We start from the raw sequence: 21,928 nt of genomic DNA on the forward strand, positions 1-21,928 counted from the left end.
AAACAAGTCTTTAGGGACAATCGACGAAGTGAGGAAGAAACAAATGAAATATTTTGGAACAGATGGTGTACGAGGCATTGCAAATCAGAATTTGAGTCCTGAACTTGCATTCCGACTTGGCCGTGCCGGCGGGTACGTGTTAACGGAGCACGCCGATGAAGATCATCAACCACAGGTTTTGGTGGCGCATGATACGCGTATTTCGGGTCAAATGTTGGAAGAAGCACTGATTGCAGGGCTCCTGTCAGTTGGGATTGAAGTACTTAAGCTCGGTGTTATTACAACTCCTGGAGTAGCCTATCTTGTCCGGGTACAACAAGCGGATGCTGGTGTCATGATTACGGCGTCTCACAATCCAGTTGCAGATAACGGAATTAAGTTCTTTGGTGGAGATGGGTTTAAACTATCTGATTCTTTGGAAGAAGAAATCGAAACCCTTTTGGATGCGCCTAAAGATGAATTACCACGTCCGTCGGCAGAAGGACTAGGGACCGTTGAAGACTATCAAGAAGGTGCTGCCAAATACACGCAATTCTTGGAGCAAACGATTCCTGATCAACTAAATGGTTTGCACATTGCCGTGGATGCGGCCAACGGTGCTACCAGTAAATTGGTGTCACGTTTGTTTGCAGATGTAGACACTGATTTTGACACGATGGCTACGAATCCTAATGGGTTGAACATTAATGATGGCGTTGGTTCCACTCACCCTGAGGCACTACAACAGTTCGTTGTTGAGAAAGGTGCCACTATGGGTGTTGCGTTCGATGGTGATGGTGATCGCTGTATTGCCGTAGATGAAAATGGTGACATCGTTAATGGTGATAAGATCATGTTCATCTGTGGTAAATATATGCATGAACATGGTCGTCTTAAGAAAGACACGGTGGTTACCACTGTGATGAGTAACCTTGGCCTTTATAAGGCTCTGGAAGGCAATGAAATGCACAGCGTGCAAACGCAAGTCGGTGACCGATACGTGGTTGAAAAGATGTTAGCGGATGGCTATAACGTCGGTGGAGAACAGTCTGGACATGTTGTTTTCTTGGACTTCAATACAACCGGTGATGGCATGTTAACTGCTTTACAACTTATGTACATTGTTCAAACGACTGGTAAAAAGTTGTCCGAACTGGCCAGTGAAGTAACGACATATCCTCAAAAGTTGGTTAATGTAAAAGTTGCTGATAAAAAGGCGGCTTTGGAAAATGACCAGATTCAGGCGATCATTAAAAAGGTCGAAACTGAAATGAATGGTGATGGACGTGTGTTGGTTCGTCCAAGTGGCACTGAGCCATTGTTGCGGGTGATGGCTGAGGCACCAACTCAGGAAGTTGTTGACGGTTATGTCGATGAAATCGCTGACGTTGTGCGTCAAGAAGTCGGTATTGAATAGCGGCAACGCATACTGAAGGCTGATTATTTTGTTGGCGGATGAGCATAAGCAATGAACGCGATAATTTAAGCTGTGTTTCCATTTCTGGAGGCACGGCTTTTTGTTTGCGGTTTGATATATGACGTTAATGTAGTCAAATACGAATTCAGCATGTTGAGTCGATATTAGCCGTGCTTGTTGGCTTTGTCTTTAATGTTCCTTTTTAGAGAAAATTAAAGTTTGGTAATCATATAGACCACTAAAGACAAAAGGTTGACGTATTGTGCCTAAAAACGTTATTATAATACTGCTTTCAAAAAAGAAAACGTATTATAATAGTCTATACCAATTTGAAAAGGATGAACGTTATGTGTGGAATTGTTGGAGTGACAGGAAACGAAAATGCGGTTGAAATGTTGATGAATGGCCTTCGTCGTTTGGAATATCGTGGCTATGATTCAGCCGGAATCTACGTGAACGACCAAAATGGTAAAGATTACTTAGTTAAAGAAAAAGGTCGAGTGGCTGATCTGGCTAAGGCAATCGGTGAAGATGTCCACGGTTCTACGGGAATTGCGCATACGCGGTGGGCAACACATGGACAGCCTAGTGTTGCCAATGCACATCCACAAGTATCCGCTGATGGGCGTTTTTACTTGGTCCACAATGGCGTCATCGAAAACTACATCGAATTAAGAGACAAGTATCTCCAAGATGTAACGTTCAAGAGTGAAACGGATACTGAAGTCGTCGTTCAATTGATCGATTATTTTGTCAAACATGATAACTTAACAACCTTAGAGGCCTTCCGCAAGGTGCTTTACTTGGTGGGGGATTCTTCATACGGTTTCTTGCTGATGGACCGTGAAGAACCGGACACCTTGTTTGTTGCTAAAAATAAAAGCCCATTGTTAGTTGGTGTCGGCAATGGCTTTAATGTTGTTTGCTCAGATGCCATCGCAATGCTGAACTACACTCATGATTTCATTGAGATGCAGGATGGCGAAATCATGATCTTGACGCCCGAAAAAGTGGACATTGAAGATGAAGAAGGACACCACATTACCCGTTTGCCATTCCACGTCAGCATGGATGCCAGTGAGGCCGATAAGGGAACTTATCCACATTACATGTTGAAAGAAATTGATGACCAACCAACTGTCATGCGTAAATTAGTGCAAACGTATTTCAATGACGACGGACAAGTGACTATCGATGACGAACTGTTGGCGGATCTGCAATCAGCCGACCGGTTGTATATTGTTGCTGCGGGGACAAGCTACCACGCTGGTCTAGTCGGTGAACGTTTATTTGAACGGCTAGCAGCGGTGCCGACCGAAGCCCACGTTTCCTCAGAGTTTGCTTATAATTCACCCATTCTCTCCAAACATCCTTTCTTTATTTTTCTGAGTCAAAGTGGTGAAACTGCTGATTCCCGTGAAGTGTTAACTGAGGTAAACGCAAAGGGTTATCACAGTTTGACAATCACAAATGTGCAAAACTCAACGTTATCGCGTGAAGCAACTTACACAATGCTGTTAAACGCGGGGCCAGAAATTGCGGTTGCTTCGACCAAGGCTTATACGGCTCAAATTGCTGTTGAAGCTATTATTGCTAAGGCATTAGGAGAAGCAACGCAACAAGTGGCCGCAGCCGATTTTGACTTACGTCGCCAATTGGGACTGGTCGCTAATGGTATCCAAGCTTTAGTTGATCAGAAAGAACGTTTTGAAGCTGTTGCTAAAGATAATTTTGTCGATCAACGTGATGCCTTTTACATTGGGCGTGGCATTGACTATGCGGTTTCACTTGAAGCCTCGTTGAAATTAAAGGAAATTACTTATATTCATTCCGAAGGGGTTGCCGCAGGTGAATTAAAACACGGCCCAATTGCATTGATTGAGTCCGGCACGCCGGTCATCGGTATCATTACTCAAGAAAGAACTGCTTCACTGACACGTAGTAACTTGGCAGAAACTGCCGCTCGGGGTTCTCACATCATGACGATTGTGACGAAGTCGTTGGCTAAAGCACATGATGATATCATTTTGGAAGACGTCGATGAGATGTTAACGCCATTATTAACCATCATTCCGGCCCAACTAATTTCCTACTACACGAGTTTGCTTAAGGGATTAGATGTTGATAAACCACGGAATTTGGCTAAGAGTGTCACGGTTCAATAATAAATAGTTTGTTTTTAGTTTGGACAGAAGCTGTGACATATCTCTGTTTTTGAGAATAAGCATTAAATGTAATAGCACCTGATTCCTACTTTGGAAATCAGGTGCTATTACGTTTAAGCAAGAAATTTGTAATGCGATAGCGCCGCTCACAGCGTTTGTTCAAAAAGAACTCATGCCACGGGTTTCGCTCTATTTACCAAGTCCCTCTGAATCGGCTGAACGGTCAGTCCTTACTGGTATGAAGAAAGCAGTGACAAACAAAAATCAGATTTACAGCTTAGGTGACTTGTAAAATTGTCTAGACCTGTTATAATTGGACTATACCAATAAGAAAAAGGGAGACTCGACATGAAGGTTATTGTTGTAAAGAACGCCGCTGAAGGCGGTAAGCAAGGTTTTCAAGTGTTTAAGGACGCATTAGCTAATGGTGCTAAGGTATTTGGGTTGGCAACTGGTAGTACGCCAATTTCAACATATGATGAAATTACGAGTTCAGACTTGGACTTTAGTCATGTGACTTCTGTAAACTTGGATGAATACGTTGGTCTTGGACCTGATCATCCACAAAGTTACAACTACTTCATGCACGAGCATTTCTTTAACAAGAAGCCATTTGCAAACTCATATTTGCCAGATGGGTTAAACAAAGATGCTGAAGCTGAAACGAAGCGTTACGACAAGGTAATTGCTGATAACCCAATCGACTTAGGTATTCTTGGATTAGGCCGTAATGGACACATTGGTTTCAACGAACCAGGTACGCCATTTGATTCCACAACACATCAGGTTAAATTAACTGAATCTACTATTGCTGCCAACGCACGTTTCTTCGATAACGAGGAAGAGGTTCCTAAGTATGCTTACTCTATGGGGATTGGTTCAATCTTAAAGGACAAACAAATTTTGCTGGAAGCTTATGGTGAAGAAAAAGCAGATGCAGTGAAGGGTATGATTGAGGGACCTGTTACGCCTGATTTACCTGCTAGCTCATTACAGAACCACGACAATGTTATCGTTGTGATTGACGAAGCAGCTGCTTCAAAGCTCAGCAAGAAATACTAGAAATAAAAAGAAAGCAGATATAACACGTTTAAGCTTTCTCAGGTCACACAAATAGACGTTCATGGGTGGATGCCCATGAACGTCTATTTGTGTTAAATGGGCAAAAGACAGCGCTATGGCTCGCATTTACGACAATTTTTCATCTGCGCGAATTTTGCGATTGAAGGGGAGCTGCTTGTTGCCATTTCACTAAGATTTAAGCTGAAGTGTTATGTCCCAATACCTGCGTGTTTATGAAGAAAAATAACCAAAGCATCATTTATAAATGGCAATTTGGTTATTTTTCTAATAAAAACATTAAAATATGGATAGACATAATTTAAAATACGTGATAACTTTAAATTACCATTTATTTACTTCCTCTTCCAAGGACGTTCACCCCAATGACGCCTTGGAACGGTACATCGTTGATTTGGTGTTCCTAACCTAAATGGCCCTTGAAAGGAACCGATGCCCGTCGGTTCCTTTTTTGGCCGCTTTTTTTGTTAACCGACTTGGTTTTCTCTGAGAATAGCATCGACAACAGCTTGCATTTCTGGTGTCTTAATCCATTCTTCCCAGTGATCCATATCCCAACCTTGCATGAGAAAATGATGATTAATGTAATCTTCATATTTAATCACGTTTGCTGATTCAGGAATATTGAGTTTTAGAATGCGGACCTCTTTAATGAACTTTTTCTCGGCTGCAAATTCTGCACGCCCATTGTGGACCATGTTGCCAATTTCCATGTACTTTGAGCCATCATTTCGGGTGATTTCCTCAATCATGTCTAACGATTCATGGCCTGGTTCTTCTAATGGTGCTGGTTCTTCTGCCATCGTATATGACTCCTTTCTGTAAAAACAACGCTAGTCTATTATCGCATGAAACTTATTTGTTGACGAAAAAAGAGTAAAAAAAACCACCATCTTGCGACGGTGGCCGGCATAAGAGAGAAAGAGAATTGATTAGAAGGTAATTACTAAATACCTTACAAGAACAATATACCTAATAATGAAAGCGCTGTCAATGGCTATTTTAAAAATACTTTTATAGCGTGCTTTACAGTTTTCTTGTTCCAAGAGACCTATTATCAGGAATTGATCATTAGGGACTACTTGATCAGTTCAAGAACCATGTGATTCAAAAATCTTCATCGCAGTATCAAAGCCTTGTGAGACCCTCAAGTTTCTGTATTAGTATGACTCTCTGTTGGGCAGCAGTCCCACGATTTAGTAAACAGAAGTAATTTAAAATAATTCGAGTTGTAAGCGGTTACAAAACAAGCAGAATCGGTTAAAATAGATGTATGGAAAGAAGTTATTAATTAAGGAGATGAGCTTATGGGGTTTCAGGTTGAACTAGCAATCATTGCCATTACCGCAATTTTGATTATGGTGTTGTTGGGCATTTTGGGACTGCATGACGGGCGTCACCTACACACTTAATATCCGTAAGACTAATAAAACGGGGGTGGGGTTAGATGACTATGCAACTTTTTAATCGCAAGATTTTGGTAAAACAGGATGATGGACGTCAATTTATTGACGTTGTCGAAGATGAAACGCATTTGTCCTGGACGTCGACAGTTGATGAAACGCTGCAACAACGCAATGTAGATGCAGTTATCACGCGGCTCGCTGACGGCGTATTCAATTTAAATTGGTCGGGATTACGCGGCGCAATGTCCGAAACGATGGATTTTAACCGGCATACGTTAGTCGGCGTTCGGTTTGATTCGGAAAAGGGCCCCCAACGGTTTACCGGTAGTGTTCAACTGTTAAATGACGATGGAACGCCTGATTTGAGTCCGTTTACGAATTGCCAAGTCGTGTTGGCTTTTTGGAATGCCTTCTTTAATCGTCACGATGTCTCTGCAGTGACGCAATATGTGGCGCCAGAGTTCATCCAACACAATCCAAGCATTGCTGATGGCGCAGAAGCATTTACGCATTATTATCGGGTTTTGTTTGGTCCTCAAGGCAGTTTGCGCGAGTCGAAGCGTACGGTTGTCAGTGTAGCTGACCGAGATGATCTTGTGTATTTGCATGTTATTAGGCAGGATTCTCCGACAGCGACCGAAATGGCCGAAGTTGACATCTTTCGGGTTCGCGATGGTCAATTAGTTGAACACTGGGCTGTGAAGCAACCGTTTCCAAACCATAGTGCAAATGGACACCCGATGTTTTAAACTTTTTAGCAAAAAACTAATACACCACTTTTGATGAGAATAATTAGGGAGACTAGTTTGTGATTTTTGAAAAACACTAGAATACCAAGGTAACTGCTATGTTGAAAGAAAACTGGCAGTTACCTTTTTTCGTTGGAAAAGTTACCGTTCTTTCATTGTAAACAAAACAGTGTAATTGGTTCATTTTTTAAGGATGAATAATATCTCTCGCGTTAATGAAATCATATATTAAAGGCGGAAAGTTTTTAAAGCCGAACTAAGATTTGGAAAGGGAGATAATCATGGCAATTAAACATGTAACTGTTGCAGGCAGCGGTGTTTTAGGGAGTCAAATCGCGTTTCAGGTCGCCTTTAAGGGGTTTGATGTCACTATTTACGACATCAATGATGATGTAATTGATAAAGCCAAGACGCGTATTGGTGGACTGGCTGAAATCTATGCTAGTCAAATTGCGAGCTCGCAAAGTCAGTTCAGTAACCTTGTGAAGGGAACAAACTATAATGCTAACTTGTTGCCTGGATTACCGGACGCTATTATTGGCAGAATTCAGGATGCGGAAAAAGTTGCGCGAGAGACTCCAGCTCGAATAAGCTATGCGACGGATCTGAAAACTGCCGTTCAGGACAGCGACTTGGTGATTGAAGCCATTCCTGAACTGTTGGATTTAAAAACAAAATTTTATCAACAATTAAGCCAAGTAGCCCCCAGCAAAACGATTTTTGCCACTAATTCCTCTACACTAATTCCAAGTCAATTTGCAGAAGCAACTGGGCGTCCTAAACAGTTTCTTGCGTTGCACTTTGCTAATGAAATCTGGAAGAACAATACTGCCGAAATCATGGGGCACGCGGGGACTGATGCAAATATTTATCAGACGATCGTTCAGTTTGCAAAGGATATTGGCATGATTGCAATTGAAGTTAAAAAAGAACAGCCCGGTTACATCTTGAATTCAATTTTGGTGCCGTTTTTGAATGCAGCACAACTTTTGTATTTGAAGGGTGTCGGTGATCCACAAACGATTGATCGCACTTGGATGATCGTGACGGGTTCACCGATAGGGCCGTTTGCGATTCTAGATGTGGTCGGCATTCAGACGGTTTACAATATTATTCAGAACTATGTTACAACGACTGGAGATCCAGACTTCAAACAGTTGGCGACGATGTTGAAAACGGACTACCTTGATAAAGGAAAGCTTGGTGTCTCAAGCGGAGAAGGATTTTACCACTATCCTAACCCAGCCTTTGAGGATGAAAATTTCTTAAAGGGATAATTTGAACCGACTCGAAACTAATGCTCATAAAGTGGCAAGCAAAATAAAGGGTGTTTCACCGGATGACATGCTACACTACCCGTAACACGCCTAAGGAGGAAGACCCTTTATGAATGATCATGATGCAAAATGGGTATTAGATGAACTAGCAAAATTGCGAACGGACGACAATCGGGTGACTGTTGATGCAGCAATTGATTTAATCAAGGAACAGCGCGATGAAATTGAAAGTTTGCATGGGTCGATGGAAGGGCAACTGTGGAGTCCTAAGCAGTGGCGACAGTAGATGATTTCTCAGTTAATCTATTCGTTTCCATTGATTGTCAATGTCGTCGTGCCGATGTTTTTCTGACCATCATGCACGGTCAATGTGACCGGGCCAGCTGACGGCGAAATTTTATACATGGCTGCCACTGTGACGTGTTGGCCAGCATCAACTGGCGTCACAGAATTGTTGATGTCATCATTGTCGCTGTCGCTGTTTTGACCCGACAGTGATAATGAACCACTAACTAAGTTTTTACCATCCTGGGTGGCCTTAAAATGTTTTGACCACAAATCTGATGGCACTTGCTGTTTTGTCGATTGATTTGAGTACTCGTAAGTGATGAGCAATTGCTGATGGTTTGGAAATGCCGAGGCAACTTGACGTTGGCCTGTAATTTTAATAGTACCGGTGCTGGATGTAAGCGTATTGTTTGCAAACGTCGCTACCGGTGCTTTTTTATTTGCCCGAGTGGTTCGTGTTGATTCACTAGAAACTTTTTTACTCGATGTTTGACGTTGAGATGATGGCGAGTGCTTTGCTGATGGTGCACAACCAGTCAATACAGTGGCTGAAATAGCCATGACTAATAAGGGAGAGACGATTTTATTCATGAAAACCTCCAAAAAGGTATATTTATATTTTCGTAGCTAACGTTTATTTTATCGTGCACTATTTTATTTATTAACGCAATTAATGTGGTTAAAACGGTTGCACAAAGGCGTAGGCCTTTTTCCTAGAAGCCACACCGTTTATGTATATAATAGTAGATGAGTATGTAGGCCACGGTAGTCGTTTTTTTGGTGGTGCCTCGTTTGTAAATGGAGGAAGAAGCAAATGGCCAACGAAGAATTATTGAATGAATCAATTGATGTTTATATTCACTTTTTAAAATACTTAGATGAATTTGTGTCACGACCAGCGGCAGAGTATCAAATTTCGTTTGAACAGTATTTGATTTTGCACGATGTCTCGCGGGAGAAAAACTTGACGTTGATGGAAATTGCAGCACGTCGGAATGTTACACGGAGCGCAGTTTCTCGTCAAATTCGTGCCTTATTAACCAAAGACTTGATTAAGCAATTTGCGGATAGTCATGATCGTCGTCGAATGAATCTCAGCCTAACCGCTAAAGGTAGCAAGGCGGAATCGCAAATTAGTGAACGGGTTACTCACCGCTTCAGTGTTTGGATTAATGAATTCGGGGAGGATCAGGCTAAACAAGTGTTAGCCTTTATTCGTGAATTTGGAACTAAGTTTGCCGATCCAAATGGCACACACGATTCGCGCAAGCCAAAATGAGATAAGTCAATTTTAATGAAAACGGGGTAGTTGGTAAATGACAACAGTCGTTGTGAATGAGGGCAGTGTTGATTTAGTAAATGGTGCGAGCGTTCAAGCTCATTTTGAGATTCACGATGTTGAACAGGGCGTGTTATTGGTTCTGACTAATAGCAATGTGAGTGCAGATCAACTTGTCTCTTTAATGAACAAAAAAGAGGACGCAATTGGTGATGCGCTAGCTGATGCGACCAACCAGGATGTTAATGTGGTCTCTTGGCGTGACGCGGCAGGACAGACACATCAGTTGCAGTAAGATGAAATGTGGACACCTGTTGAGAATGTTATTTTAATGAAATTAACGTGATGCTGTGTTGATCAGCATCTTTTTTTATGGATTTGATAAAAATAACAAAAAAACTTCAATGTAACCATTTTCAAACGACCTTTATGGCTTGTAATTTGGGCAATTTCGGCACATAGTATACGTGGTTCAAAAAGGACTATCAATTTCGCAAAGACGGAGTGATTGTGACGGTTTTAAAATCTAAAAATTAAATGCGTAACAGTCCGATGTTACGTCGACTTGGCAAAAAGCCAATCAGTATCACTGATGTGTTTTTTGATGATGCGACGCTAGCGACCATCTTTGAAGGATTAGACCTGATTATTCAGGAATCAAAACGGAAAAGAGGGCACGAAAATGAGCAAAAAACACGAAAAAAAAGAAGTCATGGACGACACGTTGGTGGCTGAGAAGACTTCTAAGAAAAAACACTTTGTTGATACAACTGGCAATCATGCCAAAAGTTTGGACGAGGTGAACGGTTCCATTCTGGTGCCGCAGCACGCAGGTTATTTCAGAACGTTACTAGCCTATACTGGACCAGGGGCATTGATTGCCGTTGGGTACATGGATCCTGGTAACTGGATCACGTCAATTGCCGGTGGTGCTCAGTACAAATACGCTTTAATCAGTGTCATTCTGTTGTCGAGTTTAATTGCGATGTTGTTGCAAGCAATGTCAGCTCGGCTAGGAATTGTAACTGGTAAAGATTTGGCACAGATGACCCGTGAGCGAACGTCCCGTGGTATGGGAATCTTTCTATGGATCATTACAGAACTTGCAATTATGGCGACGGATGTCGCAGAAATTATTGGTTCAGGGATTGCGCTAGAGTTGTTGTTTGGTTTCCCGTTGATCGTTGGTTTGATTATCACGGCGTTTGATGTTTTGCTGCTGCTAGTGTTGATGAAAATGGGCTTCCGTAAAATTGAAGCCATTGTGGCCACACTGGTAGCGGTTATCCTGTTCGTCTTCTTGTATGAAGTCATTCTGGCCCAGCCAAACGTACCACAGATTTTCGCTGGCTTCGTGCCACATCCGGGACAATTGCTAACGCACAAACCAATGCTTTATCTGGCATTAGGGATTGTGGGGGCCACGGTTATGCCACATGACTTGTACTTGGGCTCATCTATCTCCCAAACGCGGGCTTTGGATCGTGACGATCACGACAGTGTTAAAAAGGCCATTCGTTTTACAGTTGCTGACTCAAACATTCAATTAACGATTGCGTTTGTGGTTAACTGTCTGTTATTGATTCTGGGTGCGGCTCTGTTCTATGGCACTAACAGTGAACTCGGTCGCTTTGTTGATTTATTCAATGCGTTAAGCAACTCAAAGATTGTGGGTGCCATTGCCAGCCCACTGCTCAGCATGCTGTTTGCCATCGCCTTACTTGCTTCTGGTCAAAGTTCGACCATTACCGGTACGCTGGCTGGGCAAATTATTATGGAAGGTTTCATTCATCTTCGCATTCCGCTTTGGGCTCAGCGGCTGTTAACACGACTGATGTCCATTACGCCAGTGCTGATATTTGCCTTTATCTATCATGGCAATGAGGCCAAGATTGAAAATTTGCTGACGTTATCACAGGTTTTCTTGAGTGTCGCGTTACCGTTTGCCATGGTGCCACTGGTTCTGTTCACCAGTAACAAAGAATTGATGGGTGATTTCCGCAATAAGGCATGGGTAAAGTGGACGGCATGGCTCGTCACTGTCGTATTGATTATTTTAAACCTATGGTTGATTGCTGGGGTCTTCACTGGCTGATCAGGGTTTAAAGGTGAATTTACTTTGTAAAAAATAAAGCGTCTGCCAATATTTGGTGGGCGTTTTTGTTAGCCTTAAGGCAAGCCTCATACGTAGACGTTTATAAGGTCTCGTGTTATGATAATAGAGCACCTTTCGGGGGTGTTCTGGATTCGACAGGTATAGGTCGAGCTTGAATTGCGCTTCGTGGGTTGCGTCCACGTAAAAACGCTACCTAATTTTTATCTGCAAAAGATAACAATTCTTACGCTTTAGCTGCTTAATTGTAGCTTGACGTAGATCCGTCCGTTACGGCCCAGGTGGCGGGTTACGGGTCTCAAAAATTTGGGCTACGCTGTTAACTCACGCCTGAAGTGAGCAGAAGAGATTAATCAGGCTTAGCTAATCACGGTTGCCCGGTCAAACGGCGTTTTGGTTAGTGAAATTTAAATGGTTTGACTATGAGCGTAGAGGTTCGGGTGGCGATATGCTTGGACGCGGGTTCGATCCCCGCCACCTCCATAAAACTATACTAGTAATGAACTGAATGAGATTAATGCTCATTCTAGATTCATAGAGAACGCGTCATTCTGGCAAATCGTCAGAATGGCGCTTTTTCTTTTGACAAAAGTACGTCTGCAAAATCGTTCACACAGGCAATCTTTAAAACCGTAAGCCTAATTAGTAAACAATGAAAACTTTTTTCGTACAAAAATTAATTTATAATGGACTAGTCCACAACCCGCTAAGCCGCGCGGATTAACGACTTTGTGAGTTGTAAACGTTATCAATAAATTAGAAAAGTTATGTAAAAGGGGTTGTAAAAACGCTTTCATTGTAAGAGAATAAACCGTAAACCTTTTACATGTTTATTTGTTAAGAAGAGAATTGAGGAGAAAAATTTTATGGCTAAGAAGAAAAAGTTAATCGGTGTTGACCTTGGTGGGACAACAATTAAATTCGCGATTTTAACCCTAGATGGTGACGTTCAACAAAAGTGGAGCGTACCAACCAACATTCTTGATGAGGGTTCACACATTATTCCTGATATTGTGCAATCAATCAATCATCACTTGGACTTGTACAAAATGAGTGCCAACGATTTCGCTGGTATTGGGATGGGGACGCCAGGGACAGTTGATCTTGCAAATGGCACGGTAACGGCCGCTTACAACTTGAACTGGAAGACCACTCAAAATGCTAAGGAACAGATCGAAGCTGGTACACACATGAAGTTTGCGTTGGACAACGATGCTAACGTTGCAGCCTTGGGTGAACGTTGGAAGGGTGCCGGTAACAACGAACCAGACGTTGACTTCATTACTTTAGGAACCGGTGTTGGTGGTGGCATCATTGCCAGCGGTCGTTTGCAACACGGTGTTAACGGCGCCGGTGGTGAAGTTGGTCACGTGACCGTTCAACCTGGTGGTTACTTATGTACTTGTGGCAAACATGGTTGTTTGGAAACCTACGCTTCAGCAACAGGTGTTGTTCACTTGGCACACGACTTTGCCGAAGAATATTCTGGTAACTCCAAACTTAAAAAAATGGTCGACAACGGTGATGAAATCACGTCCAAGATTGTCTTTGATTTAGCTAAACAAGGTGACTTTTTGGCTAATGAAGTAACAAACAAAGTGGGCCAGTACCTTGGTTTAGCTGTTGCAAACATGGCAAATGTGTTGAACCCAAGTTACGTTGTTATTGGCGGTGGCGTGTCAGCTGCTGGTCAGTTCTTACTTGACCTTGTTGACAAGACATTCCAACAGGAAGCCTTTTCAACCGTCCGTGCTTCAACAACGCTGAAATTAGCTAAACTGGGTAACGATGCCGGTGTTATCGGTGCATCATCACTAGCATTACGTTTTGTCGACGGTGCTGACTTAAGTGAAGCTGCTAAAGTAGCCAATGTTGCGGCAACGCTTGCTGAATAATTGAATAAACTAGACAACGAAGAGATTTAGAGAATTGGAGATTTTTGAATCATGGGAGTTACAAACATTCTTATTGCCTTAGTCCCTGTCATTGCCTGGGGGAGTATTGGCCTTGTTTCAGGCCGATTGGGTGGTTCTGCCGCTCAGCAAACGCTCGGTATGACAATGGGGGCTGTTGTTTTTGGGATCATTGCTTGGTTTATTTATCGACCAACATTGGATGCCAAGGTTTGGATTGCCGGAATCTTATCCGGGTTATTCTGGGTAATTGGTCAAGGCGGCCAGTTTACCTCCATGAAGGCACTGGGTGTTTCCAAGACGATCCCGATTTCGACCGGGATGCAGCTTGCTGGTAACGCGCTAGCTGGCGTGCTGTTGTTCAGAGAATGGACAACGGGCCGTCAGTACACGTTGGGTACGCTTGCTGTGATTGCCTTGATCATTGGGGCAGCGCTTACGTCAAGAGTTGACAAGCGCAATGCTACAAAAACGGATCGTCATGAAAATACTGGCGCCGGTGCACGTGCTTTGACGTACTCAACCCTTGGTTATGTTGCTTACACGATTGTGATCAAGAGTTTTGAAAAATGGGGTAACGTTGGTGATGTTACGAACTTTACCCATGCCGTTGTTTTACCACAGTCCATTGGGATGTTCCTTGGTGCAATCGTGTTCGTTATCATGATTGGTGCCCGTAAAGAAATGTGGCAGTTACCATCTTGGAAAAACATTATTACCGGGCTTTTCTGGGGTACTGGTAACCTGTTCATGTTCTTGGCCACAATCAAAGTTGGTTTGGCGGTTGCCTATTCAATGGCCCAGATGGGAATCATTATCTCTACTTTTGGTTCTATTTGGCTGTTGGGCGAACGCAAGACTCATTGGGAAATGGTCAATATCATCATCGGTTCTGTCTTGATTATCGTTGGTGGTATCATGCTTGGAACAATGTAATAGCATTTAAAAAAGTTACAGCAGACGATGGATGTCTGCTGTTTTTTGTTTGGCAAACAAAAAAACGAACGGGCTCTATGTCATTCAATTGAGAAGAAAATTAAAAATTAGACCAAAAAAGATTTGAGTGGTCTAGGTGTTGATGGCATGGGGATGACGAGCAAAAATATTATTAATTTTGGTATATACCAATTTTATGAATTGGCTTTCATTGCCCACAGACCAATGTATTAGTGTATACTTGTAACCGTAATCATTATAAGAAAGAGGTAGGAGAAGCATGGCATATATTTCCTTTGATAGCTCGAATCTGACAAAGTTTGTTCACGATAATGAACTGGGTGAAATGCAGGCAATGGTCACTGCAGCTGACTCAGAATTACGTAATGGTACAGGTGCGGGCGCTGATTTCCGTGACTGGATCGATTTACCAACGAATTACGATAAGGACGAATTCAGCCGCATTAAGGCCGCTGCAAAGAAAATTCAAAGTGATTCAGAAGTATTGGTTGTCATTGGAATCGGTGGCTCATATCTTGGTGCACGTGCTGCCATTGACTTCTTAAACGAAGCCTTTTACACAGCACTACCTGCTAGTGAACGTAAGGGTGCTTTGGTTCTGTTTGCTGGGAACTCAATTTCATCTTCATATGTTCACGATTTGATTCATGTTATTGGTGACCGTGACTTTTCTGTTAACGTTATTTCGAAATCTGGGACTACGACTGAACCATCAATCGCCTTCCGTATCTTCAAAGATAAGTTGGTTGAAAAGTATGGTGAAGCCGAAGCTAAGAAGCGTATCTATGCAACAACTGACCGTGCGCGTGGCGCGTTGAAGACTGAATCTGATGCTGAGGGTTACGAAGAATTCGTTGTTCCTGATGGTATTGGTGGTCGTTTCTCTGTATTGAGTGCTGTTGGTTTGTTACCAATTGCTGCTTCTGGTGCTGACATTGATAAATTGATGCAAGGTGCTGCAGATGCTTCTAAAGATTACACATCAGACAAGATTGAAGACAACGATGCTTACCGTTACGCTGCTTTGCGGAACATTTTATACCGCAAGGGCAAGACGACGGAATTGTTGGAAAACTACGAACCAACCATGGCTTCCTTTGCTGAATGGTGGAAGCAATTAATGGGTGAATCAGAAGGAAAGGACCAAAAAGGCATTTACCCATCAAGTGCTAACTTCTCCACTGACTTGCATTCACTAGGCCAGTACATTCAAGAAGGCCGTCGTAACTTAATGGAAACCGTTGTTAAGGTGGATAAACCAAATTATGACATTGATATTCCTAAGGAAGACAGCGACCTTGACCAAATTGGCTACCTTGAAGGCAAGACGATGGATTATGTTAACACGCAAGCATTCCGCGCTGTTACACTAGCCCACACAGACGGCGATGTTCCTGTTATGGCCGTTCACATTCCTGATCAAACGGAATACTCACTTGGTTACTTAATCTACTTCTTCGAAGCTGCTGTGGGTATTTCTGGCTACTTGAACGGGATTAACCCATTCAACCAACCAGGTGTTGAAGCCTATAAAGTTAATATGTTTGCTCTTTTAGGTAAGCCTGGCTTTGAAAAGGAAACCGCCGAAATTCAAAAACGTGTTCAAAAATAATTATTCGTAAGCGATACTGAACAATTATTTTTACAACTATACGAGTAAAACCGCATCTGCTGAGTAATTCAGTAGGTGCGGTTTTGTTTTGCTACGTATTAATCTTTGGGAGACTGCCATTCATCTCGCAAGACGCCATATTTCACAGAATCCCAGTATTGACCCTGCCAATAACGAACCTGTCGAATCGTGGCTTCTCGCTTCAAGTGTAAATGTTCAGCAACCCCAATCATGCGGACGTTGCCGGACCAGGTTGTGAGGCCAATGTGAGGAAGGTCGACCATTTGCCACAGTGTGTCGATCCATTTGGCAAGCGCCTGATGGCCAAGACCATGATGCCAATTTGTTTGGTCATAAATGGCAATGCCAGCATCTAACCAACGCTTAAGTCTGCCATCGTCGTAATAGGCCGAGACCATACCGACCATTTTGTCATCGACACGAATAACTTGGCAAAATGGATTTTGAACATATTTGTCTTTTGCGGGACCGTTCACAAATTCTTCACGTGTCGGTAAAACGTCGTGAAAATAGGGGCCGTTCCATTTTGTCCACTCGGCGTTTGGGTTACTGAAAGCTAATTGCCAAAAGTCAGCAACTTCGTTTGGCTGTAATCCAGATAAGGTTAATTTCATGAAGTCATCCCCAGATATTATATTGACCCAAGTGTACGCCAATAAAAGGATTTTAGCAGAATAAACTTACATGCCCAAAAATGATTTTAAAATTCACAAGCATTTGTTTTGAATAATGATAACGATTAATTATAAATTATGATTACGCAAAAATTAGTCGAAAGAAGGCCATTATTATGATTACAAACGCAACGGAATTTATTCACGATTTACACAAAGTTTTACGCGGTGCTGCTAAACGTGCTGACGAAGATATAACTAAAACCATTAAAACTGTCAGTTATAAATTAAAACAAAGTGGTTCACTTCATTACGAACTTTCGCGTTGGCGTTGTTCGGATGCGCGTCAACATGAATTTACGTTTAAGAAAAATAACGACGGCACCTATACGTACGTTTATAGTCGCTAAGGCAATCATTAGCAGGATACAGCGAATTAAAAGGCAGCGTAGGAGGGAACAAAATGAAATTAATCAAGCAAATTGCCACTAGTTTAACGTTAGTAGGGTGTGCGTGCGGTATTACGGTTGGTCTTTCAAATACTCAAGTATCGGCTGATCAAGTTTCCTGGCCAGGTACAACGACAGTCCAAACGACATCTGCGGTTCAAAATCAAGACAGCGGTTCACTGATAACAGGGAACATAAGCGGAACTCATTTGTTATCTGGTCAAGCATTGATGGCGGCCAAACAAGCTGGGCAACAAGGATTCTATGACGGCATTGATGGCTATCCAGTAGGACAGTGTACGGGATTTGTTGCGGCCGTTTTGCGCCAACAACAAATTCCGGTTAACACATACAGTTATCTGGGTAACGGTGACCAATGGGCGGAATCGGCAACACAGCGGGGATTATTAGTCGATTTTCGACCAACGGTAGGTTCCGTGGTGTCGTTTAAATCGATGCACGTTGCCTATGTGACGGAAGTCAACGATATTACCGGGACCTTCAACATTATGGAAGGAAATTTTGAAGGTCAGGCACTGCATGAGCGTACCCTAACGATGAACGACGATATTGCTGGGATTATTCATTTTGAAAAGCTGTCGACGGCATCTCAATCTACGTTTACTGTTTGATAAATGCGGCATTATTTTGAATATAAGCCATTTCATCAAAGATAATGTGTTGTTGAAGTGATTCGGCTGTTTCGACATCAATGGTGCCCTTGTCGAGGGCGTTTTGAACAAATTCATATTCGGCGTGGAATGCGGTTAGAAAGAGTTGATAAACGACTTGAGGAACGGGATCTGGCATGTTCATCCGACGATGGCGTTCCCGATAAAAACGCTGCACATCATGTAGCTCGACGGTCGTTATCTCGCCGTGTTGATGACGTTCTTGCCGAAGGGCGTGCATGACGGCCTGATAGCCAACTTCTTCTAAAGGACGAATGTCTTCACCGTGTGCATGGAATTGACGCTGCCAATAAAATTGTTCAGCAATCAATGGCGTGGTGAAAAACATTTCTTCGCCAAACTTAAGGTCACGGCTCAGACGACTGGAGTGGACACCAAAACGCACTCGGAGCCATAGATTCTGCCAGACAGTATTATTGAATGTAAACTTGGTCAGGTCTAAAAAACGCAGATAATAATGTGTTTCGTCATCGCTGAAATCGCCCTGATCATGTTTACGGTTAATGACCTCACGTTCAGCAGCATCGGTAATTTCAAACAGTCGCCGTTGCTCACGACGATGCGGACGATTGTTTTGATGAAGTTGTTGGCTCAGTGCATCGACCACGATGTGCGTTTCTGCTTGTGCGTCCTTGCTTGAACGAACCTTATTCATCGCGGTCATAATCATTTCTCGTGTCCACTGGCTCATCGGCTTTGTCTGAGTGCCGGTGGGCATTTTTGTGATAATTGGCACAGCGATGGCAGCTACCGTCAGACTGATTAAAATGACCACCGTGACGACGAAGATAAGTGCGTTCCGATCAGTAGTTAAATCGCGACCGTTGATGGTTGGCAACAGGAAGGCTAACGACAATGAAATAGTCCCACTGGCACCACTGACAGCCATTAGCCAGGCATCTTGCCAGCGATGGTTGCTAGAAATGTGCATCCAAACTAAAAAACGCGACCACAGTAAGCGAATGACAAATTTCAAAACATACAGCACGATCCCAATAAGAATTAGTAAACCAAGGAGACCTGGATGCTTAGAAATGATTTGCTCCATGATTGTCGGCAAGGATACGCCTAGAAGGACGAAAACAACCCCTGTGAGCGCCTCCTGAACAATTTCCCATATATTTGACCGGACGAGCTGTACCCGACTTGAAACAAGCTGTAAACTATCATTTTCCATTCCTTGAAACAAGCCAGCAGCGACGACTGCCAAAATTCCGGACAACGTTAAGCGTTCGGCAACGAAATAAGCCAGAAATGGCACCAATAACTCTAGTGTAATCATGACGAATGGCGTGTCATCACCAGCTTGAATAAGTTCATGGCGAATGCTTAGAAAGAGTGCGCCAATAATTGCACCAGTGATTAATCCACCGATAAACTCTAACGCAAACACCCCAACGGCTCTATTAGCTGAAAACGAACCAGTAGTAAAGGCTAACAGGGACAGATCGAACGCCACAAAGCCGGATGCGTCGTTAAATAATGATTCGTTTTGCATGATAGTGAAGGGTACTTGGAAGTTTGGATTGGGCTGAGCAAATGCGCTGACTGCTGATGCATCGGTTGGGGTCACAATGGCACATAGCGCAATGGCTAATGCTAGTGGCAGAAATGGAAACAGTAAGTGAAGTGCACTACCAACGATAATCACGGTGGCGATGACAAGCATGATGGACAGCGAAAAAATGTTGATGGCGCCGCGACCTATCCAGTAGCGAGAGGCCGATTGTGCTTCGTTATAGAGTAAAGGAGCGACGATGAAAAATAAAAATAAATTGGGATTAAAAATGTAGTGGTGATACAGCGGCAGTAGCGCCAATAAAATCCCCACCACAATAAAGACGATGGGGAGCGGCACGCGGTTGAGATGATGATGCATGATCACAGCGGCCACGACTGAAATTAAAATGATGAGAAGAAAGAATGTATTCTCCATATCAAGGCTCCGTTTCGTTAAATTCTGTATACGACAATCATGGACGAAATTAATGATCGACGCAAACAAAAATGTCTTCAAAAACAGACTGGCATATTGTTGAATATTCTCGACAGTTACTAGCAAATTTTGTGACAAGGATGATTGACGATCAACAACAGGAATATAGGCGTAAAAAATGCAGTAAAGATAGTTATATGTTATAAATACAATAAGATAACGCAATGAAATGTAGGAGGCATAACATGACATTTAAACCAAAACGCATTTTAGTTCCGACAGATGGCTCAGAAAACGCACAATTGGCCCTGCGTAAAGCAGTTGACATTGCTAAAGCGGCTGACGCAGATATTCTATTACTGCAAGTGGTCGCGCCATTGTATGCAGCTCCTGAATACGCAATGGCGGGGATGTCAGAAGGCATGCTGACGCAGGCAAAAAAATATGTTGGCGAATTAGCTCAAAAGATGCAAGCAGAAACAGGCTTTGACCGTATTTCAGCTTTTGCGATGCAGGATGCGCCTAAGCCGACGATTGCGAAAACTTTTCCAGAGCATCATGACATCGACTTAATTGTTATCGGTGCTACTGGAACAAACGCATTTGAGCGAGCAATTCTCGGATCAACAACAGGATACGTGGTGCGTAATGCGGACGTAGATGTGCTAGTTGTCAAAGAGGATGAAACTGAATAGATTCAGAATTGACAACAAAAAACGACGTACCTGATATTCAGGTCGTCGTTTTTTTGAGTTTAATTTGGTGCTCCACAATCATGATAATTATTAAGACAATTTAGTAGGATCATCACTTTGTGTCGTTTGCATAAATACTTCCAGCGGAATGCCAAAATGCTGGTTAAGTAAAGAAATCTCACGAACATTAAATTGAGAATGTCCGTGTAACTTGCGACTTACAGTACTTTTGTTGATTTGCAATAGATCGGCGACCTCAAGCTGTGTTATACCCCTTGATTTCAGCCATCCCGAGACTGGGAAAATTTCCATGGTTACCACGCCCCTAATAATTAAATGTTTAAACCGTTCCCTTATATGGGAATAGTAACCTTAATTCTCGATGCCCGCAAGTCGAATTTCTTATTTACTGCGTATTCCCGTCAATAAATTGATAAAATGAGCACTAAAGGAGCTGACTTGCAACATGGATACAAAACCAACTGATATTCAAACGTGGTTACACGTTTCACGAAGGCAAAAAGGTCTCACTGGCAAGGAAGTATTGCGACAACTGGAGGATCGTTACAACTTTCGCATTAGTAAATCAGCTTTTTACCGATACGAGGATCCCAATACCAGTCTTAAATCGATTCCGCTTTTGCTAATAGTTGCCTTGTGTGATATCTACGATCGAGACTTTGAGGAGCCATTTAAAATTGTTCGCAAACAAATTTCGATAGACTAATAATGGCCGCCGCAGGGTGGTGTTTTTATTTTAGTAGCTTAACGGCTGTTACATTATTGCAACAGCCGTTATTTTTAGTTAGATTGAGAGTTTATAATCGTCTAGTAAAAATGAAAATTTAAAAAAGTCGCCATTTTTATGCGTTAAAGCGTTGACGTTATCCGTCAGTACTGTATACTTAATTAAGTAAATTTGCCCCATGGTCAAATTGGTTAAGACGTCGCCCTCTCAAGGCGGAGTTCTGGGTTCGATCCCCAGTGGGGTGATTTAAAGTCACCCGGGCGCTTGCTTGGCAGATTTACGACTTTAATAATGGATTATTGGGTATTAGCCAAATTGGTAAGGCACCGGACTCTGAATCCGTAATGTACTGGTTCGAATCCAGTATACCCAATTATTGCGTTCACAAGAACGCCGGTGTCAAAGGGTTTCTAAGCCTTATTTTCAAAACCGTGTACGAACCGTGTACGAGGTTGGAAGGCTTGGAAATTCTTTTTTGTTTTCTTTTAAATGCTCATTCTAGTTCGTAAGGATTTTTTTACTCAAGTTTCTTCAGAAC

General features: G+C 42.6%; 21 protein-coding genes, 2 tRNA genes and 1 other RNA gene. 19 read left to right on the forward strand and 5 right to left on the reverse strand.

Features of this window, described 5'->3' with window-relative positions; genetic code table 11:
• Positions 1–43: 43 nt before the first annotated feature.
• The 3 genes from glmM (at position 44) to nagB (ending at position 4,623) form a co-directional block, all read left to right on the forward strand.
• On the forward strand, positions 44–1,396 hold the full coding sequence (gene glmM, locus LDK34_RS03795) for a phosphoglucosamine mutase (protein ID WP_178942852.1): 1,353 nt from the start codon (positions 44–46) through the stop codon (positions 1,394–1,396).
• Positions 1,397–1,743: 347 nt separating this feature from the next.
• A complete protein-coding gene (gene glmS / locus LDK34_RS03800; protein WP_178942851.1) occupies positions 1,744–3,561 on the forward strand; it encodes a glutamine--fructose-6-phosphate transaminase (isomerizing) in 1,818 nt (605 codons plus the stop codon).
• 348 nt (positions 3,562–3,909) lie between these two features.
• Positions 3,910–4,623 (forward strand): glucosamine-6-phosphate deaminase, encoded by a 714-nt coding sequence (nagB, locus tag LDK34_RS03805; protein WP_161004220.1) that lies wholly within the window; start codon positions 3,910–3,912, stop codon positions 4,621–4,623.
• A 485-nt stretch (positions 4,624–5,108) separates the two neighbouring features.
• Here the strand turns inward: nagB and LDK34_RS03810 are convergent, their stop codons facing one another.
• Positions 5,109–5,444, reverse strand: a complete 336-nt coding sequence (locus LDK34_RS03810) for a hypothetical protein (protein WP_161004221.1) — start codon at positions 5,442–5,444, stop codon at positions 5,109–5,111.
• A gap of 644 nt (positions 5,445–6,088) precedes the next feature.
• Between LDK34_RS03810 and LDK34_RS03815 the strand changes: the two genes are divergently transcribed.
• The 3 genes from LDK34_RS03815 (at position 6,089) to LDK34_RS03825 (ending at position 8,359) form a co-directional block, all read left to right on the forward strand.
• Positions 6,089–6,796, forward strand: coding sequence for a nuclear transport factor 2 family protein (locus tag LDK34_RS03815; protein ID WP_178942850.1), 708 nt, complete (start codon positions 6,089–6,091; stop codon positions 6,794–6,796).
• 281 nt (positions 6,797–7,077) lie between these two features.
• Entirely contained in the window at positions 7,078–8,073 is a 996-nt protein-coding gene (locus tag LDK34_RS03820; protein WP_178942849.1) for a 3-hydroxyacyl-CoA dehydrogenase, read from the forward strand.
• A gap of 109 nt (positions 8,074–8,182) precedes the next feature.
• On the forward strand, positions 8,183–8,359 hold the full coding sequence (locus LDK34_RS03825) for a hypothetical protein (RefSeq protein ID WP_162854104.1): 177 nt from the start codon (positions 8,183–8,185) through the stop codon (positions 8,357–8,359).
• A gap of 17 nt (positions 8,360–8,376) precedes the next feature.
• Here LDK34_RS03825 and LDK34_RS03830 read toward each other — a convergent pair whose 3' ends face one another.
• On the reverse strand, positions 8,377–8,952 hold the full coding sequence (locus tag LDK34_RS03830) for a DUF5067 domain-containing protein (protein ID WP_236941497.1): 576 nt from the start codon (positions 8,950–8,952) through the stop codon (positions 8,377–8,379).
• A 223-nt stretch (positions 8,953–9,175) separates the two neighbouring features.
• Between LDK34_RS03830 and LDK34_RS03835 the strand changes: the two genes are divergently transcribed.
• From LDK34_RS03835 to LDK34_RS03865, 7 genes are all read left to right on the forward strand, one after another.
• Positions 9,176–9,640, forward strand: a complete 465-nt coding sequence (locus tag LDK34_RS03835; protein WP_236941498.1) for a MarR family winged helix-turn-helix transcriptional regulator — start codon at positions 9,176–9,178, stop codon at positions 9,638–9,640.
• Positions 9,641–9,677: 37 nt separating this feature from the next.
• Positions 9,678–9,935, forward strand: coding sequence for a hypothetical protein (locus LDK34_RS03840; protein ID WP_236941499.1), 258 nt, complete (start codon positions 9,678–9,680; stop codon positions 9,933–9,935).
• 417 nt (positions 9,936–10,352) lie between these two features.
• Positions 10,353–11,735, forward strand: a complete 1,383-nt coding sequence (locus tag LDK34_RS03845) for an Nramp family divalent metal transporter (protein ID WP_225439177.1) — start codon at positions 10,353–10,355, stop codon at positions 11,733–11,735.
• A 137-nt stretch (positions 11,736–11,872) separates the two neighbouring features.
• Positions 11,873–12,239, forward strand: a transfer-messenger RNA (tmRNA) gene (gene ssrA / locus LDK34_RS03850).
• Between the two features lie 380 nt (positions 12,240–12,619).
• Entirely contained in the window at positions 12,620–13,648 is a 1,029-nt protein-coding gene (locus LDK34_RS03855; RefSeq protein ID WP_178942846.1) for an ROK family glucokinase, read from the forward strand.
• A gap of 51 nt (positions 13,649–13,699) precedes the next feature.
• Positions 13,700–14,602, forward strand: a complete 903-nt coding sequence (locus LDK34_RS03860) for a GRP family sugar transporter (RefSeq protein ID WP_178942845.1) — start codon at positions 13,700–13,702, stop codon at positions 14,600–14,602.
• A gap of 280 nt (positions 14,603–14,882) precedes the next feature.
• Positions 14,883–16,235, forward strand: coding sequence for a glucose-6-phosphate isomerase (locus tag LDK34_RS03865; protein WP_017262254.1), 1,353 nt, complete (start codon positions 14,883–14,885; stop codon positions 16,233–16,235).
• 98 nt (positions 16,236–16,333) lie between these two features.
• On the opposite strand, the gene LDK34_RS03870 is transcribed toward LDK34_RS03865, so the two are convergent.
• Positions 16,334–16,870: a GNAT family N-acetyltransferase gene (locus tag LDK34_RS03870; protein ID WP_178942844.1), complete on the reverse strand. Its 537-nt coding sequence runs from the start codon at positions 16,868–16,870 to the stop codon at positions 16,334–16,336.
• Between the two features lie 176 nt (positions 16,871–17,046).
• On the opposite strand from LDK34_RS03870, the gene LDK34_RS03875 reads away from it, so the two are divergent.
• A complete protein-coding gene (locus LDK34_RS03875) occupies positions 17,047–17,280 on the forward strand; it encodes a hypothetical protein (RefSeq protein ID WP_161001678.1) in 234 nt (77 codons plus the stop codon).
• A 53-nt stretch (positions 17,281–17,333) separates the two neighbouring features.
• Positions 17,334–17,951 (forward strand): CHAP domain-containing protein, encoded by a 618-nt coding sequence (locus LDK34_RS03880; protein WP_178942843.1) that lies wholly within the window; start codon positions 17,334–17,336, stop codon positions 17,949–17,951.
• On the opposite strand, the gene LDK34_RS03885 is transcribed toward LDK34_RS03880, so the two are convergent.
• Positions 17,941–19,947 (reverse strand): cation:proton antiporter, encoded by a 2,007-nt coding sequence (locus LDK34_RS03885; protein WP_236941500.1) that lies wholly within the window; start codon positions 19,945–19,947, stop codon positions 17,941–17,943. The genes LDK34_RS03880 and LDK34_RS03885 overlap by 11 nt on opposite strands.
• Before the next feature lie 245 nt (positions 19,948–20,192).
• Between LDK34_RS03885 and LDK34_RS03890 the strand changes: the two genes are divergently transcribed.
• Positions 20,193–20,642 (forward strand): universal stress protein, encoded by a 450-nt coding sequence (locus LDK34_RS03890; protein ID WP_178942841.1) that lies wholly within the window; start codon positions 20,193–20,195, stop codon positions 20,640–20,642.
• Between the two features lie 90 nt (positions 20,643–20,732).
• On the opposite strand, the gene LDK34_RS03895 is transcribed toward LDK34_RS03890, so the two are convergent.
• A complete protein-coding gene (locus LDK34_RS03895; protein ID WP_017262261.1) occupies positions 20,733–20,954 on the reverse strand; it encodes a helix-turn-helix domain-containing protein in 222 nt (73 codons plus the stop codon).
• A gap of 154 nt (positions 20,955–21,108) precedes the next feature.
• Here LDK34_RS03895 and LDK34_RS03900 point away from each other — a divergent pair, with 154 nt between their 5' ends.
• The 3 genes from LDK34_RS03900 (at position 21,109) to LDK34_RS03910 (ending at position 21,763) form a co-directional block, all read left to right on the forward strand.
• Positions 21,109–21,369, forward strand: coding sequence for a hypothetical protein (locus LDK34_RS03900; protein WP_017262262.1), 261 nt, complete (start codon positions 21,109–21,111; stop codon positions 21,367–21,369).
• Positions 21,370–21,562: 193 nt separating this feature from the next.
• Positions 21,563–21,635 (forward strand) — tRNA-Glu (locus tag LDK34_RS03905).
• Positions 21,636–21,690: 55 nt separating this feature from the next.
• Positions 21,691–21,763, forward strand: a tRNA-Gln gene (locus LDK34_RS03910).
• The last annotated feature ends 165 nt before the right edge of the window (positions 21,764–21,928 follow it).

It is taken from the genome of Furfurilactobacillus milii (assembly GCF_021654115.1).
GTDB lineage: Bacteria > Bacillota > Bacilli > Lactobacillales > Lactobacillaceae > Furfurilactobacillus > Furfurilactobacillus milii.

Coding starts and splice junctions, on each gene's coding strand:
- glmM (WP_178942852.1), top strand. CDS start 44: ATGAAATATTTTGGAACAGATGGTGTACGAGGCATTGCAAATCAGAAT.
- glmS (WP_178942851.1), top strand. CDS start 1,744: ATGTGTGGAATTGTTGGAGTGACAGGAAACGAAAATGCGGTTGAAATG.
- nagB (WP_161004220.1), top strand. CDS start 3,910: ATGAAGGTTATTGTTGTAAAGAACGCCGCTGAAGGCGGTAAGCAAGGT.
- LDK34_RS03810 (WP_161004221.1), bottom strand. CDS start 5,444: ATGGCAGAAGAACCAGCACCATTAGAAGAACCAGGCCATGAATCGTTA.
- LDK34_RS03815 (WP_178942850.1), top strand. CDS start 6,089: ATGACTATGCAACTTTTTAATCGCAAGATTTTGGTAAAACAGGATGAT.
- LDK34_RS03820 (WP_178942849.1), top strand. CDS start 7,078: ATGGCAATTAAACATGTAACTGTTGCAGGCAGCGGTGTTTTAGGGAGT.
- LDK34_RS03825 (WP_162854104.1), top strand. CDS start 8,183: ATGAATGATCATGATGCAAAATGGGTATTAGATGAACTAGCAAAATTG.
- LDK34_RS03830 (WP_236941497.1), bottom strand. CDS start 8,952: ATGAATAAAATCGTCTCTCCCTTATTAGTCATGGCTATTTCAGCCACT.
- LDK34_RS03835 (WP_236941498.1), top strand. CDS start 9,176: ATGGCCAACGAAGAATTATTGAATGAATCAATTGATGTTTATATTCAC.
- LDK34_RS03840 (WP_236941499.1), top strand. CDS start 9,678: ATGACAACAGTCGTTGTGAATGAGGGCAGTGTTGATTTAGTAAATGGT.
- LDK34_RS03845 (WP_225439177.1), top strand. CDS start 10,353: ATGGACGACACGTTGGTGGCTGAGAAGACTTCTAAGAAAAAACACTTT.
- LDK34_RS03855 (WP_178942846.1), top strand. CDS start 12,620: ATGGCTAAGAAGAAAAAGTTAATCGGTGTTGACCTTGGTGGGACAACA.
- LDK34_RS03860 (WP_178942845.1), top strand. CDS start 13,700: ATGGGAGTTACAAACATTCTTATTGCCTTAGTCCCTGTCATTGCCTGG.
- LDK34_RS03865 (WP_017262254.1), top strand. CDS start 14,883: ATGGCATATATTTCCTTTGATAGCTCGAATCTGACAAAGTTTGTTCAC.
- LDK34_RS03870 (WP_178942844.1), bottom strand. CDS start 16,870: ATGAAATTAACCTTATCTGGATTACAGCCAAACGAAGTTGCTGACTTT.
- LDK34_RS03875 (WP_161001678.1), top strand. CDS start 17,047: ATGATTACAAACGCAACGGAATTTATTCACGATTTACACAAAGTTTTA.
- LDK34_RS03880 (WP_178942843.1), top strand. CDS start 17,334: ATGAAATTAATCAAGCAAATTGCCACTAGTTTAACGTTAGTAGGGTGT.
- LDK34_RS03885 (WP_236941500.1), bottom strand. CDS start 19,947: ATGGAGAATACATTCTTTCTTCTCATCATTTTAATTTCAGTCGTGGCC.
- LDK34_RS03890 (WP_178942841.1), top strand. CDS start 20,193: ATGACATTTAAACCAAAACGCATTTTAGTTCCGACAGATGGCTCAGAA.
- LDK34_RS03895 (WP_017262261.1), bottom strand. CDS start 20,954: ATGGAAATTTTCCCAGTCTCGGGATGGCTGAAATCAAGGGGTATAACA.
- LDK34_RS03900 (WP_017262262.1), top strand. CDS start 21,109: ATGGATACAAAACCAACTGATATTCAAACGTGGTTACACGTTTCACGA.